Raw genomic sequence first — 14,775 nt, 5'->3', positions numbered from 1 at the left:
CGCCTTCTCGCACTTCACTCCTCGCACGTCAAAACGGATCGGAGAGGTCCATGAGTCAAACCACCAAGACTCCACCCTCGGCGCCAGCCGAGGCGTCGAACCGGGTCACGCTCGGCTGGTCGAACCGCCTGCTCGCCCGCCCCGAGGTCGGGGCGCTCGTCGCGGCGATCGTCATCTTCGTCTTCTTCCTCATCGTCGCCCCGGCCTTCCGGTCACCCGCGTCGTTCTTCACCGTGCTCTACCAGTCCTCCACCATCGGCATCGTCGCGGTCGCCGTGGGAATGCTCATGATCGGCGGCGAGTTCGACCTCTCCGCCGGCGTCATCGTCACCACGGCGGGGCTCGTCAACGCGATGTTCTGCTACCAGCTCGGCATCAACCTCATCGTCGGCGCCGTGCTCTCGCTCGTCTTCTGCCTCGCCATCGGCTTCCTCAACGGCTACCTGGTGGTGAGGACCGGCATACCGAGCTTCCTCATCACCCTGGGCACGTTCTTCGTGCTGCAGGGCGCCAACCTCGGGGTCACGAAGCTCGTCACCGGCTCGGTCTCGACGCCCAACATCAACCAGATGGACGGCTACAAGATCCTCGACGCGATCTTCGCCTCGAGCTTCAAGATCGGCAGCGTCACCGTCGAGATCACCGTCCTCTGGTGGTTCCTCTTCGTCGCCCTGTCGGCCTTCATCCTCCAGCGCACCAAGATCGGGAACTGGATCTACGCCGTCGGCGGCAACGCCGACTCCGCCCGTGCCGTGGGCGTCCCGGTCAAGGCCGTCAAGATCGGCCTGTTCATGAGCGTGTCGTTCCTCGGCTGGTTCGTCGGCATGCACACGCTCTACAAGTTCGACACGCTCCAGGCCGGCAACGGCATCGGCAACGAGTTCCTCTACATCATCGCCGCGGTCGTGGGCGGCACGCTGCTCACCGGCGGCTACGGCAACGCCATCGGCGTCGCCATCGGCGCGTTCATCTTCGGCATGACGAGCCTCTGCATCGTCTACGCCGGCTGGGACCCCAACTGGTTCCGCGCCTTCCTCGGCGTCATGCTCCTGCTCGCCGTGATGGTCAACCTCTACGTCAAGAAGCTCTCGACCGCCCGAAAGGTGGGCTGACATGACTGACACCCTGTCCGAGCACGCGGACCCGGAGCTCCACTCGGGTGAGCCGCTCATCGAGATGAAGGACGTCGGCAAGACCTACGGCGCCATCCGCGCCCTCAAGGGCATCAACCTCACGGTGCGTGCCGGCGAGGTGACGTGCGTCCTCGGCGACAACGGCGCCGGCAAGTCGACCCTGATCAAGATCATGGCCGGCCTCCACCCGCACAACGAGGGCACGATGAAGGTCGACGGCAAGGAGGTCAGCTTCTCCTCGCCGCGCGAGTCCCTCGACCACGGCATCGCGACGGTCTACCAGGACCTCGCCGTCGTCTCGCTCATGGAGGTGTGGCGCAACTTCTTCCTCGGCTCCGAGCTGACGAGCGGGCGGGGCCCGTTCGCCACCCTGCGGATCGCCGACATGAAGCGCATCGCCGACGAGGAGCTGCGCAAGATGGGCGTCGTCGTCAAGGACATCAACCAGCCCATCGGCACCCTCTCGGGTGGCCAGCGCCAGTGCGTCGCGATCGCCCGAGCCGTCTACTTCGGCGCCCGGGTGCTCATCCTCGACGAGCCGACCGCGGCCCTCGGCGTCAAGCAGTCCGGCGTCGTGCTGAAGTACACGGCTGCGGCCCGCGACGCCGGCCTCGGCGTCGTCTTCATCACCCACAACCCGCACCACGCGTACCTCGTCGGCAACCACTTCGTCATCCTCAAGCTCGGCCAGGCCGTGCTCGACAAGAAGCGCGCCGACGTGGGTCTCGACGAGCTGACCCGCCAGATGGCCGGCGGCGACGAGCTCACCGAGCTCTCGCACGAGCTGCAGAAGTGAGCGGGGTGGCGTCATGAGCGTCGCCGTCGCCCACCACACCCGCAGCTCGAGCGCGCTCGCGCTCCAGGAGGGAGCCCGCGAGGCGGCATACCGCGGGACCCACCTCCTCGTCATCCACGTCGTCGAGTCGCTCGACAACGACATCGCGGAGGCCAACAAGGCGGGCATCTCCGATGCCGTCGAGAACGCCCTCGAGGCCGCGTGCCTGCCCGATCTCCAGTGGGACGTGCGCCTCGTCCCCGGCGGCCAGGACATCGCGGACGTGTCGGAGGCGATCCTCGCCACCGTGCGCGAGCTCGGTCCCGACCTGCTCGTCATCGGGGCCCGGCGCCGCTCGCCCATGGGCAAGGCCTTCCTCGGCAGCGTGGCCCAGAACATCATCCTCGACGCGGACGTGCCGATCCTCGTCGTCAAGAGTCCGAGGTGATGACACGAGGGTGTGCTGACATGAACACATCGCGGCATGACCGTTCCGTCTCGTTAGTCTGCGGCCATGCCCAAGCCCGTTGACGTCCGCATCGACCGCGAGACGCCGGTCCCGCTCTACCACCAGCTGGCCGAGCAGCTGAGCGCGGCGATCGCGAACGGTGAGCTCCAGCCGGGTGACCCGTTCGAGAACGAGGTCGCCATGGCCGACCGGCTCGGCCTCTCGCGGCCGACGGTGCGACGGGCGATCCAGGAGCTCGTCGGGCAGGGCCTCCTGCTCCGGCGGCGTGGTCTCGGCACGACGGTCGCGGGCCGCCAGATCCACCGGCGGGCCGAGCTGACGAGCCTGTACGACGACCTGCGGCGCGAGGGCTCGGGGGACCCTCGCACCGAGGTGCTGACGCACGAGATCACGACCGACGAGGTCGCGGCGACGGCGCTGGGCCTTCCGGCCGAGACGCCGTTGCTGCGCCTCGTCCGGCTCCGGCTCGACGGCGACCGGCCGCTCGCGATCCTGCGCAACTGGCTGCCGCCGGCCTACTCCGACATCAGCCGCGAGGACCTCGAGCGCGACGGGCTCTACGCCCTGCTCCGCGCGCGCGGCGGCAAGCCGGTCGTCGCGCACCAGCGCATCGGCGCCCGACAGCCCTCGACGGCCGAGCGCAAGCACCTGGGCCTGACGCCCTCCCAGCCGGTCCTGACGATGTCGCGCACCGCGTTCGACGCCGTCGGCGGCCCGGTCGAGTACGGCGACCACTGCTACCGCGCCCAGGACTACTCCATCGAGGTCATGCTCGACGAGCGCTGACCGCGCTGTCGCTCCGGCGGCGCCCCACCACCGAGAAGGTATGCCGTGTCGTCCCCTTCGCTGCCCGCCGCCCTCCCGGAGCCGCGCCGGCCGTTGCCCGAGAGCGTGCCGAGCCTGCGCTGGGGGGTGCTCGGCACCGGCTGGATCGCGTTGCGTTTCGTCGCGTCACTGCAGGCCTCGACGACGCAGCGGGTCGTGGCCGTCGGATCCCGGTCGCAGACCTCGGCCGACGCGTTCGCGGCCGCGGCGGGGATCGGTCGAGGCCACGGCTCGGCCGAGGCGCTCGTCGCCGACCCGGACGTCGACGTCGTCTACGTCGCGACACCGCACCACCTGCACCGCGCGGGCGCCCTGCTCGCGGTCGGCGCGGGCAAGCACGTGCTCGTCGAGAAGCCGCTGGGCCTGGATGCCGTTGAAGCGCAAGAGATCTCGGACGCGGCTGTCCGCGCTGGCGTCTTCTGCATGGAGGCGATGTGGTCGCTCTTCCTGCCGCGCCTCGACGTCGTGCGGCAGGTGCTCGACGCCGGCCTTCTCGGCGACGTGCGCACCGTGATCGCCGACCACGGCGAGCACTTCGACCCGCCGCACCGCATCCTCGACCCGGCGATGGCGGGTGGCTCGCTGCTCGACCTCGGCACCTACGTCACGACGCTGGCGACGTGGGTCCTCGGGCCGGCCCGTCGGGTCCTGGCCACCGGCGAGATGACAGCGTCCGGCGTCAACGGCCAGGCCGCGATGCTCTTGACCCACGCCGGCGACGCGACGAGCGTGCTGCACTCGACGCTGCTCACGCGTACGCCCACGTCGGCGACCATCGCCGGCACGGCGGCCACGCTGAGCCTGCCCGGGCCGTTCTTCATGCCCGGCGACGTCGTCGTGACGTCGGCCGACAGCTCACGCTCGGTGACGTGGACCGATCCCGAGCCGATCGGCCACGGCGCCCTCTTCCACTCGGCACTCGAGGTGGCCCGCTGCATCGGCGAGGGCCTGCTCGAGTCTCCCCTCCACCCGGCGACGTCGGTCCGAGCCAACATGGCCGCGCTCGACGAGGTCACCCGCCAGCTCGGCGTCACCTACGCGACGGTTTGAGGTGTGCGCGCGCACGTTTCCGCGGCGCGCATACCTCAAACCCGGGAGGTGAGCTGCTGGGGCTCAGCTCGACAGACGCACCCACGTACCGCAGTCGGCGCTGTCGAACCCGACGAAGCCAGACTCGATCTGGACGTACTGCGCGCCGCCGAACGAGATGTCGTTGTCGATGATCTCGTCCAGCGTCCCGCCGAAACCGGACAGCGTGGCCCAGTAGCAGCCGTCGCCACCAGGAGCCTTGTAGAGGCCCGGCTGGATGTGGATGTTCACGCGCTGTGCCCCCTGACCGAAGCTCGTGGACGGTGTGCCGAGCTTGGCCAGTCGAGTCCACGAACCGCAGTCCTCGGTCACGAAGTACGCGTCGCTGGAGCTGATCGTCACGATGCGCCGTCCACCGAACGACAGGTCGTTGGCGATGATGCCGTCGAGGTCAGAGCCCGCATAGCTGCGCCGCTCCCAGTAGCAGCCGTCGCCGCCGGGCGCGACGTAGGTGCCGGCCCCGAGCGAGACACCGACGCGGTACATGCCATCGCCACTGAGCGTCGCCGCCGGCCCGAGGATCGTCGCCGAGGCGGCACTGGTCCTCGTCACCGGCGTGTAGCCCGTGCGTCGAGCCGTGATGGTGACCGTGACGCGCTTGCCGTAGTCGGCCTCGACCATGCGGTAGGTGCTGCTCGTCGCGCCGGTGATGATCGCTCCGTTGCGCTTCCACTGATAGCCGAACGACGGCGCCGGGTACCAGTAGCCGGGCTTGGCGGTGAGGGTGGAGAAGACACGGGTGGTGCCGGAGATCGTCGGGGTGGCGATCGTCGTGAACGGCTTGGTGACCGGGATCGTCGCTGCGCTCGTGCGCACGCCGTTGGTGTAGCCAGGACGCTTGGCCGTCACGGTGACCGTGATCCGCTTGGCGAAGTCGGCGGAGACCGGCTTGTACGTGCTGGCCGTGGCGCCCTTGATGACGACCCCGTTGGCCTTCCACTGGTAGCTGAGCGATGCCCAGGGTGCCCAGGTGCCCGCGGTGGCCGTGAGGGTCCAGCCGATCTGCGGGTACCCCGTGATGCGCGGAGTCGGGGCCGTCGTGAAGACGCCGTACGCCACCGTCGCAGTTGCCGCAGAGGTGCGTGTCGCGGTCGTGAACCCGTCACGTCGGGCCGTGACGGTCACGGTGATGCGCTTGGCGCGCTGGGCGGCCTGCACCGTGAACCACGAGTTCGTTGCGCCGGTGACCGCCGCGCCGTCGGCTCGCCACTGGTAGCTCAGGGTGGCTCCCGGGGACCAGGCGCCGGGAACCGCCTTGAGCGTCACCCCGACCCGCGCCGTGCCGCTGATGGTGGGGGTGGGAGCCGCAGTGAAGACGCCGTACGCGACCGCAGCCGTCTGCGCCGAGGTCCGGGCGGTCGTCGGGTAGCCCGAGAGGGTGCTCGTGACGCTGACCGAGAGGCGCTTGCCCCGATGCGCTGCCTGTGGCGTGAACCACGAGTTCGTCGCCCCGGTGACGGCCACGCCATCGGCGTACCACTGGTACGAGAAGGCCGGGGTCGGGGCCCAGGGGCCCGTGGCCGCTGTCAGCGTGGTGCCCACACGAGCGGTCCCGCTGATGGTGGGAACCGGGGTGGAGCTGTAGGCGCCGGCGCCGATGACGACCGGCGCGGTGGTCGCACCACGCGATTCGTAGCCTGCCAGCGTCCCGGCGACCTCGAACGTCACGGCCTTGCCCTGGTGCGCGGACTGGGGCACGAAGGTCGTCCCGGTCGCGTCCGAGATCGGCGTGCCATCGACGAACCACTGGTAGGTGAAGCCGGGGACCGGAGACCACGTGCCCGTCTGCCCGACAAGGGTCTGGCCGACGCGGGCCGTCCCCGTGATCGTCGGAACACCCTCGACCAGGTCTCCGAGCGCGACGGCGGACGTCGGGGTGCTGCTCTTCGTCACGGACGCGTAGCCGGTCAGCGCGCCGGTCACCTCGACCGTGATCGTCGATCCACGGTGCGCGGCGTGCGGCGTGAACGTGGACGCGGTCGCGTCCGGGATCGGCGAGGCGTCTGCGAGCCACTGATAGCTGACGGTGACACCCTGGTCCCAGGTGCCGGTCTCGGCCACCAGCGGACTGCCCACCTGGGCCACTCCGGTGACGGTCGGGACCGGCGTGCTGCCGAGCGTGCCGGCAGCAACCGTGACCGGGTCCGAGTCCTTGCTGGCCGGCGCGTAGCCGTCGGCCGAGCCGGTGACGCGGACCGTGAGCGCCCTGCCGAGCAGGTCGGGCGCGAGCGCGAGCTCCGGCTCCGTCTGCCCGTCGACGGGCACATCGTCCGCGAACCAGGTGTAGGCGAGGGTCACGCCGTCGGGGCCCCAGGTCCCCGGCTCGGCCGTGACGGTCTGACCGACACTGGCGTCACCGGAGATGGAGACGGTGGCGGCCGGGACCACTGGCGGCAGCTCGTCCGCGAGCGCCGGGCTGGCACCGAGGAAGAGTGAGGCGACGAGAGCGACGAGGAGGGCGACGACGACGGATGACTGTCGCCGCCCCGCGGCGGGACGTGACACCCCCGCCGGCGGTCGCAGGGCAGGCTTTGATGACACGGGCAGTCCCCTGTGGTCATGGCGCGTGGGCAGCCCGGAGCGGCCGGCGCCGAAGGTGGTTGGGTGGCTGGTCGGCGGGTGCTTGGTCATCACCTGCAGCCGACAGCCGGGCGAACGCTAGCACGGCCTCAGACAGCTCACAGCACAACGCCGAACAACCCCGTTGACCTGCGTAGATGCCACGGCCACGCGCAACAGAGCCCCGGTTTGAGGTGATCTGCGTGCGAAAGGTCGCAGCGGATCACCTCACACGGGCCGGAGGACCTCGAGTCCGAGGAAGGGGCGCAGGGCCTCGGGGACGCGGACCGAGCCGTCGGGCTGCTGGTGGTTCTCGAGGATCGCGACGAGCCAGCGCGTCGTGCCGAGGGTGCCGTTGAGGGTTGCGACGGCTCGGGTGCCCGAGCCGTTCGGGTCGCGCTCACGCGTGTTCAGCCGGCGCGCCTGGAACGTCGTGCAGTTCGACGTCGACGTCAGCTCGCGGTACTTGCCCTGCGTCGGGACCCAGGCCTCGCAGTCGAACTTGCGCGCCGCGGGGCCACCGAGGTCACCGGCCGCCGTGTCGATGATGCGGTAGGGCACCTCGATCTTGGCGAGCATCTCGCGCTCCCAGGCGAGCAGGCGCTGGTGCTCGGCCTCGGCGTCCTCGGGACGGCAGTAGCTGAACATCTCGACCTTGTGGAACTGGTGCACGCGGATGATGCCGCGGGTGTCCTTGCCGTGCGACCCGGCCTCGCGGCGGTAGCAGGCCGACCACCCGGCATACCTCTTCGGGCCGTTCGTCAGGTCGATGATCTCGTCGGAGTGGTAGCCGGCGAGGGCGACCTCGGAGGTGCCGGTGAGGTAGAGGTCGTCGGCCTCGAGGCGGTAGACCTCCTCGGCGTGCGCATCCATGAAGCCGGCGCCGACCATGACCTCGGGGCGCGCGAGCGTCGGCGTGATCATCGGCGTGAAGCCGGCCGCGGTCGCCTGCGCCATCGCCATGTTGAGCAGCGCCAGCTCGAGGAGCGCACCGACGCCGGTGAGGTAGTAGAAACGAGCGCCGCCGACCTTGGCGCCGCGCTCCATGTCGATGGCGCCGAGCTTCTCGCCGAGCGCCAGGTGGTCGAGCGGCTCGAAGCCCTCGGCCGCGAAGTTCCTGGGCGCACCGACGGTCTCGAGCACGACGTAGTCGTCCTCGCCGCCGACGGGGACACCGTCGATGATGACGTTGCCGACCCGGCGGAGCAGGCGCTCGAGGTCGGCCCCGGCCTCGTCGGCGTCACTCTCGAGCGACTTGACCTGCTCGCTCAGCGTGCCGGCGTGCGCCCGCGCCTCGTGTGCCACCTTCTCGAGGTGGTCGGCGTCGCCGGCGCCCGACTTCTTCGCCTTCTGGAAGGCGCCCATGGCAGCGCCCACCGACTTGCTGACGGTCTTCTGCTCGGCGCGGAGCTTCTCGAAGTCACCGAGGGACGATCGACGACGCTCGTCGGCGGCGAGGATCGCGTCCACGATCCCCGGGTCCTCTCCACGGGCCTGTTGCGAGGCGCGGACCCGGTCGGGTTCGTCGCGCACGAGCTTGATGTCGATCACGCGGGCCAGCCTATCCGCGCGCCACGCGGCCCCACGACCGAGATCCCGTGGGCACCCCCACCCGCAGCCCCGCGGTCCCCCACCCTCCCCCAGCTCGAGTGGGCGGGGCGATGGCTCGACTACTCGGGGCGGATGAGGGCGTATGCCGTCACGGCGTCCGCGGGGAGGCCGCGGACGTCGATCTGGACCCGTCCGGCCGGCAGGCCGAGGTGCACGGTGCGCTGGACCGCGCCGTCGCAGACGAACGGCCGGGAGTACAGCGGCTCACCGTGGCCCCACGTGCCGGGCGCGGCGTCGTAGACCGCATAGCTCGACCCTTCCGTCGCCCGACCGGCGGCACACGCCACCTCGACCGTGTAGGTGCGGCCCTCGGCCACCGGCTCGCCGGGCACGTTGCGGAACGCCTTGCCCGAGCCCTGCCTCGTCACGACGACCCGCGCCACCTCGCCCGACACCGGCGGCGGCACCGTCACCACGGGCGGCGGCCCGGGGTCGACCGGCGTCAACGACACCTCGGGCGTCGTGCGCCCCACCGAGACCTCACCCGTCGGCGACCCGCGTGCCACTCCGCCGGTCGTGCACCCGGCCGCCAGCACCACCGAGGCCACCCCGAGCAGCACCGGCGCTGCCTCGACGACACGGCTCAGCCTCATGTCCCGACTCTAGGACCGCCGGTGCCGACTGGGTATGGCCCCTGTACAGACGTCGAAGGAGCAGACATGAGTGAGAGCACGAAGTCCCGCGAGTCCATCGAGACGGCACCGAGCGACGAGGCGCGACTCGGGTCGCACACCGACAACGGAGCGCCGGCGCCGAGCGACCGCAACTCGCTCACGGTCGGCCCGGACGGCCCGATCCTGCTGCACGACCACCACTTCCTCAACCAGATGGCGCACTTCAACCGTGAGCGCATCCCGGAGCGCAACGTGCACGCCAAGGGCTCCGGCGCCTTCGGCACGTTCGAGACGACCGAGGACGTGTCGGCCTACACGAAGGCCGCCCTCTTCCAGCCGGGCGTGACGACCGAGATGCTCGCGCGCTTCTCGACGGTCGCCGGCGAGCAGGGCAGCCCGGACACGTGGCGCGACCCCCGCGGCTTCGCGCTGAAGTTCTACACGACCGAGGGCAACTACGACCTCGTCGGCAACAACACCCCGGTCTTCTTCATCCGCGACACGATGAAGTTCCCGCACTTCATCCGCAGCCAGAAGCGTCGCGGCGGCTCGGGCCTGCGCGACAACCACATGCAGTGGGACTTCTGGAGCCTCAACCCCGAGTCGGCCCACCAGGTCACCTACCTCATGGGTGACCGCGGCATCCCGAAGACGTTCCGCCACATGAACGGCTACGGCAGCCACACCTTCCTCTGGGTCAACGAGGCCGGCGAGAAGCACTGGGTCAAGTACCACTTCCACAGCAACCAGGGCGTGGAGGGACTCACCGGCGCCGAGGCGGAGCGCATCGCCGGGCAGGACGCCGACCACCACCGCCGCGACCTCCACGACGCGATCGAGGCCGGCGACTTCCCGAGCTGGACGCTGTCGATCCAGGCGATGCCCTACGAGGACGCGAAGACCTACCACCTCAACCCGTTCGACCTGACGAAGGTGTGGCCGCACGGCGACTACCCGCTCATCACGGTCGGCACGATGACCCTGAACCGCAACCCCGACAACTTCTTCGCACAGATCGAGCAGGCGGCGTTCGAGCCGTCGGCGGTCGTGCCCGGCATCGGTTTCTCGCCGGACAAGATGCTGCTCGGCCGCGTCTTCGCCTACGGCGACACCCACCGCTACCGGATCGGCCCGAACTACCTCCAGCTGCCGGTCAACCGGCCCCGTGTCGACGACCTCAACACCTACCAGCAGGACGGACCGATGGCCTACGACCACCACGGCGACGCCCCGGTCTACGCGCCGAACAGCGAGGGTCGCGGCTACGCCGACCACGTCGGCGAGGTCGAGGAGGGCTGGGAGACCGACGGCGCCATGGTGCGCCAGGCCTACACGCTGCGCGAGGACGACGACGACTTCGGCCAGCCGGGCATGCTCGTCCGCGAGGTGTGGGACGACGCCCAGCGCGAGGCGTTCACCGAGACGGTGGCCGGCCACCTCCTCGGCGGCGTGAGGTCACCGGTGCTCGAGCGCGCCTTCGACTACTGGAAGAGCGTCGACGCCGAGACCGGCAAGCAGATCGAGGAGCTCGTCCGGGCCGGGCTCGGTGGCGCGAACCCGGGCGGCGACGCCGACGACGCCAAGGTCGTCGACGACCCGATCGTCGAGACGAAGACGAACGCCGCCCACTGACAGCGCGTTTCACCCCAGCTACAGGCAGAGGTATGCCGTGTGCCCCCGTCAGGCACACGGCATACCTCTTGTTCGTGGTGAGGTGCTACTTCACCTCGGCGCGGGTCAGGCGCCAGATGCCGACGGCGAGGGGCGCAACGACCCAGACGGCGACCGAGGTGGCGAGGTGGGCCCACTGGGCGCTCGTCAGCGATCCCTCGAAGAGCGGCTGCATCGTCTGGTTCATGTCGAGCCACGTCGCGGCATCGCCGAGCCACGACACCATCGAGCCGAGGATCGACCACGCGGTCGGCAGGACGAAGAAGACGACGACGGCGGCCGGCGTGTTCTTGAAGAGCATGCCGAAGCCGACGCCCTGGGCGATGCCGAGCAGCACGTAGCCGCCGGCGCCGAGGAGCACGAGGGCGTCCATCGACCAGTCGCCGGTGATGCCGCGGAAGGTGATGGCGGCCTGGTGCGCGAGCGCGGCGAGCACCAGCGACAGCGCGAAGGCGCACACGCCGACGAGGAGCGCCGACAGGAGCTTGGCCCAGGCGATGCGGATGCGGCGCGGCTCGAGGCCGAAGGTGACGAGGCCTGTGCGCTGGCTCCACTCGGACGTCACGGCGAGGATGCCGACGACCGGGAGGATGAGAGCCATCGGCATCGTCGTGGCCTGGAGGTACTCGCCGAAGGCGTGCTGGCCGCCCTCGTTGAAGAACATGATCGTCAGGGCGACCGCGATGATCGCGCCGATGCCGATGAGGAGCCAGCGGCCGGCACGGGTGTCGAGCATCTTGCGCAGCTCGACGTGGACGAGGCGGCCGAACGGGACCCCGGTCGTCGGCCGCGGACCGGCGATGCGGCTCGGGATCGTGGCGTGCGTCGGCAGCGCCGACTCGGCGTTCTTGGAGACGGGAGCCGCGGTGGGCGTCGTCGTGGTCGTGCTCGTGGTCGCGGTCATGCCGCCACCTCCTCTCGGGCGGCGTCGGCCGTGAGGTCGAGGAACATCTCCTCGAGACCCCGGCTGTCGGCGCCGCGCAGCTCGGTCAGGACGATCTGGTGGGCGACGGCGACGCGGCCGACGGCGATCGGCTCGGCCTCGACCTGCAGGCCACCCGTCGGGGTGCGCTCTGCGACGATCGAGGCCTCGGCGAGCGCGGCCATGAGGGCGTCGTCGTCGGTGGAGCGGGTGTAGGTGCCGGCACCGGCGAGCAGCTCGTCCTTGGTGCCCTGGGCGACGATCTTGCCGTGGCCGATGACGATGATCTCGTCGGCGACGCGCTCGATCTCGTTGAGCAGGTGCGAGCTGAGCAGCACCGTGCCGCCCTCGTTGGCGTAGCCGCGGAGCAGGTCGCGCATCCAGCGGATGCCGGCGGGGTCGAGACCGTTGGCCGGCTCGTCGAGGATGAGCACCTCGGGGTCGCCGAGCAGGGCGTGCGCGATGCCGAGGCGCTGGCGCATGCCGAGGGAGTAGTTGCGGACCCGGCGGTTCGCCTCCTTCTCGGTGAGGCCCACGAGCTCGACCATCTCGTCGACGCGGTCCTTGCCGACGCCCATGAGGATCGCACCGAGGGTCAGCACCTCACGGCCGGTGCGGCCGGCGTGCTGGGCGGAGGCGTCGAGCAGGAGGCCGACGTGGCGGCCCGGGTTGGGCAGGGCGGCATACGGCTTGCCGAGCACCGTGGCCCGCCCCGAGGTGGCAGGGGTCAGGCCGGCCATGACGCGCATCGCGGTCGTCTTGCCGGCACCGTTGGGGCCGAGGAAGCCGGTGACGAGGCCCGGCTTGACGTCGAACGAGACGTCGTCGACGGCCGTGAACGGGCCGTAGCGCTTGGTGAGTCGTTCCACTGTGATCATGGGCTCCACCCTCCCGAACGAGGAGGGGGTCGCACATCCGTCACAAGCCTGATTCCGACCCCTACCAAGGTCGCATCCGACCCTGACCGGAGTCAGGGTCGGCGCTCAGGGTCGGGGCCCGTCGGCGGTCGCGGACGAGACCTTGGTCGGATGCCGTCGTGCCCGCTCCGCGCCTACGCTGGCCGGGTGCCGCTGCCCCGGATCGCCCGCACCCGACGCGGCCACGTGTGGGGTGAGACGTGGCGGCTCGGGGTCGCCTTCCTCTTCGGGCTCGCGATCTGGGGCGCCGTCCAGGCCCAGCTCGACTCCCGGCACGCCGAGCCGACGTTCGGCAAGGACTGGCTCCTCGTCGACCTCGCGATCGGGCTCGGCGCGACGGTGCTGCTGCTGTGGCGGCGCCGGTGGCCGCTGGGCGTCGCCCTCGTGACGGCCGTGCTCTCCGGCGTCTCCTCGGTCGCGGTCGGGGCGTCGGTCGTGGCGCTCGTGTCCCTCTCGACCCGGCGGCGGTGGCGCGAGATCGCGGTCGTCCTCGTGCCGTGGATGGTGGCGGGTTGGTCGCACTCCCTGATCTACCCGACCGAGGACCAGGTCGTCACGCTGCCGAACGTCATCATCGGCCTGCTGAGCTATGCCGTCAGCGTCGCCATCGGGTGGGCCGTGGGCGAGCGCCGGGCGTTCGTCGCGTCGCTCCACGAACGGGCCCTCACGGCCGAGCGCGAGCAGGCGATGCGGGTGGTCCAGGCACAGGTGGCCGAGCGCGCGCGGATCGCCCGCGAGATGCACGACGTCCTCGCCCACCGGATCTCCTTGGTCGCCATGCACTCCGGGGCGCTCGCCTACCGCACCGACCTGACGCCCGAGCAGGTCTCCGAGACGGCCGAGGTCGTCCGCGAGAGCGCCAACCGGGCCCTGACCGAGCTGCGGGCGGTGCTCGGGGTGCTCCGCGACGTACCCGGCTCGGGAGCGCCGGCCGACGGCTCGCCGCAGCCGCCGCAGCCGACCCTCGGCGACCTCGACGCCCTCGTCACCGAGGCCCGGTCGGGTGGGGCGACGGTGCTGCTCGACCGCTCCGGCGTCCTCGAGGATGTGCCCGAGCAGGTGTCGCGCGGCGCCTACCGGATCGTCCAGGAGGCCCTGACGAACGCCCGCAAGCACGCCCCCGGCTCGGCGGTCCGCGTCACCGTGTCGACGGCCCCCGAGCGCGGCCTCGACGACGAGGCGGTCCGGGTGACGGTGCGCAACACCGTCCCCCGCACGGCAACGCCCGCAACACGGGGCCCAGGCGCTGACGCGCCGGACGGCATACGCAAGGACGTCACCGTGGGGGCCGGGCTGGGACTGCTCGGGCTCACCGAGCGCGCCGTCCTCGCCGGGGGCGAGCTGACCTACGGCCCCGACCGGGCGGGCGACTTCGTCCTCACCGCCCGGCTACCGTGGTCCCGATGACCGGGGACCAGGGGCGTACGCGTGTCGTGATCGTCGACGACGACGCGCTCGTGCGCGCGGGGCTGAGGATGATCCTCGGGGGCGCGCCCGACCTCGACGTCGTGGCCGAGGCCGGCGACGGGCTCGAGGCCGAGACCGTCGTCGAGCAGCACCGCCCCGACGTCGTGCTCATGGACATCCGGATGCCGCGTCGCGACGGGCTCGAGACGACGAGGACGCTTCTCTCCGAACCGGCGCGGGCGGCGCGGGCCGCTCGGGGCGACGACCTCAAGGTCATCGTGCTGACGACGTTCGACGCCGACGACATGGTCGTGCAGGCGCTCCGCGCCGGCGCGCACGGCTTCCTGCTCAAGGACACCGAGCCGCGACGGCTCGTCGAGGCCGTGCACCTCGTCGCCGCGGGCGAGCCGATCCTCTCCCCCAGCGTCACGGCGACCCTCATTGCGCACGTCGCGACCGGCGGTGGCACCGACACGGGTGACCGCCGACGCTCGGACGCGGAGGCCCGCCTGGCGACGCTCACCGACCGCGAGCGCGAGGTGGCGCTCGCCATCGGCCGCGGGCTGTCCAACGCCGACATCTCGCGCGAGCTCTACCTGTCGGTGCCGACCGTCAAGGCGCACGTGTCCCGGGTGCTCGACAAGCTCGGCGCCGACAACCGCGTCCAGATCGCCATCGTCGTCCACGACGCCGCCCTCCCCTGACCCGAGCCCCACCGAACGCAGCGCTCGGTGCCGAACTCACGGTTGGAACACCGCTTTCGAGCCCGAACGCGGCGTTCGG

Annotated in this window: 13 protein-coding genes; 8 read left to right on the top strand and 5 right to left on the bottom strand. The window is 70.9% G+C overall.

Features of this window, described 5'->3' with window-relative positions; genetic code table 11:
- Window positions 1-50: 50 nt before the first annotated feature.
- The 5 genes from ASG96_RS05595 (at window position 51) to ASG96_RS05575 (ending at window position 4,252) form a co-directional block, all read left to right on the top strand.
- Window positions 51-1,112 (top strand): ABC transporter permease, encoded by a 1,062-nt coding sequence (locus ASG96_RS05595; protein WP_056755507.1) that lies wholly within the window; start codon window positions 51-53, stop codon window positions 1,110-1,112.
- A 1-nt stretch (window position 1,113) separates the two neighbouring features.
- A complete protein-coding gene (locus ASG96_RS05590; protein ID WP_020143647.1) occupies window positions 1,114-1,929 on the top strand; it encodes an ATP-binding cassette domain-containing protein in 816 nt (271 codons plus the stop codon).
- 13 nt (window positions 1,930-1,942) lie between these two features.
- A complete protein-coding gene (locus tag ASG96_RS05585) occupies window positions 1,943-2,356 on the top strand; it encodes a universal stress protein (protein WP_056755505.1) in 414 nt (137 codons plus the stop codon).
- Window positions 2,357-2,422: 66 nt separating this feature from the next.
- Window positions 2,423-3,163, top strand: coding sequence for a GntR family transcriptional regulator (locus ASG96_RS05580; protein WP_056755502.1), 741 nt, complete (start codon window positions 2,423-2,425; stop codon window positions 3,161-3,163).
- Between the two features lie 45 nt (window positions 3,164-3,208).
- A complete protein-coding gene (locus ASG96_RS05575) occupies window positions 3,209-4,252 on the top strand; it encodes a Gfo/Idh/MocA family protein (protein ID WP_235509075.1) in 1,044 nt (347 codons plus the stop codon).
- 63 nt (window positions 4,253-4,315) lie between these two features.
- Here the strand turns inward: ASG96_RS05575 and ASG96_RS05570 are convergent, their stop codons facing one another.
- From ASG96_RS05570 to ASG96_RS23125, 3 genes are all read right to left on the bottom strand, one after another.
- Window positions 4,316-6,832, bottom strand: a complete 2,517-nt coding sequence (locus tag ASG96_RS05570; RefSeq protein ID WP_157610666.1) for a hypothetical protein — start codon at window positions 6,830-6,832, stop codon at window positions 4,316-4,318.
- 246 nt (window positions 6,833-7,078) lie between these two features.
- Window positions 7,079-8,401 carry a serine--tRNA ligase gene (gene serS / locus ASG96_RS05565; protein WP_057587202.1) on the bottom strand — a complete coding sequence of 441 codons (1,323 nt, stop codon included), beginning with the start codon at window positions 8,399-8,401 and terminating at the stop codon, window positions 7,079-7,081.
- Window positions 8,402-8,520: 119 nt separating this feature from the next.
- Window positions 8,521-9,054 (bottom strand): hypothetical protein, encoded by a 534-nt coding sequence (locus ASG96_RS23125; protein ID WP_157610664.1) that lies wholly within the window; start codon window positions 9,052-9,054, stop codon window positions 8,521-8,523.
- Window positions 9,055-9,120: 66 nt separating this feature from the next.
- On the opposite strand from ASG96_RS23125, the gene ASG96_RS05550 reads away from it, so the two are divergent.
- Entirely contained in the window at window positions 9,121-10,707 is a 1,587-nt protein-coding gene (locus tag ASG96_RS05550; RefSeq protein ID WP_200962653.1) for a catalase, read from the top strand.
- Between the two features lie 85 nt (window positions 10,708-10,792).
- Here ASG96_RS05550 and ASG96_RS05545 read toward each other — a convergent pair whose 3' ends face one another.
- Window positions 10,793-11,650, bottom strand: coding sequence for an ABC transporter permease (locus tag ASG96_RS05545; protein WP_056755491.1), 858 nt, complete (start codon window positions 11,648-11,650; stop codon window positions 10,793-10,795).
- The gene (locus ASG96_RS05540) at window positions 11,647-12,546 is read right to left on the bottom strand and encodes an ABC transporter ATP-binding protein (RefSeq protein ID WP_057587191.1); all 900 of its coding nucleotides are present in this window, start codon (window positions 12,544-12,546) and stop codon (window positions 11,647-11,649) included. Before ASG96_RS05540 ends, ASG96_RS05545 begins: the two co-directional genes overlap by 4 nt.
- A 186-nt stretch (window positions 12,547-12,732) precedes the next feature.
- Between ASG96_RS05540 and ASG96_RS05535 the strand changes: the two genes are divergently transcribed.
- Together ASG96_RS05535 and ASG96_RS05530 are read left to right on the top strand one after the other, a co-directional pair.
- Window positions 12,733-13,992 (top strand): sensor histidine kinase, encoded by a 1,260-nt coding sequence (locus ASG96_RS05535; protein ID WP_200958596.1) that lies wholly within the window; start codon window positions 12,733-12,735, stop codon window positions 13,990-13,992.
- A complete protein-coding gene (locus ASG96_RS05530; protein WP_057587247.1) occupies window positions 13,989-14,696 on the top strand; it encodes a response regulator transcription factor in 708 nt (235 codons plus the stop codon). The genes ASG96_RS05535 and ASG96_RS05530 overlap by 4 nt, the downstream gene beginning before the upstream one ends.
- Window positions 14,697-14,775: the final 79 nt, after the last annotated feature.

This window comes from Terrabacter sp. Soil810 (assembly GCF_001429645.1).
GTDB lineage: Bacteria > Actinomycetota > Actinomycetes > Actinomycetales > Dermatophilaceae > Terrabacter.
This window is presented reverse-complemented; position numbering and strand designations above follow the sequence as displayed.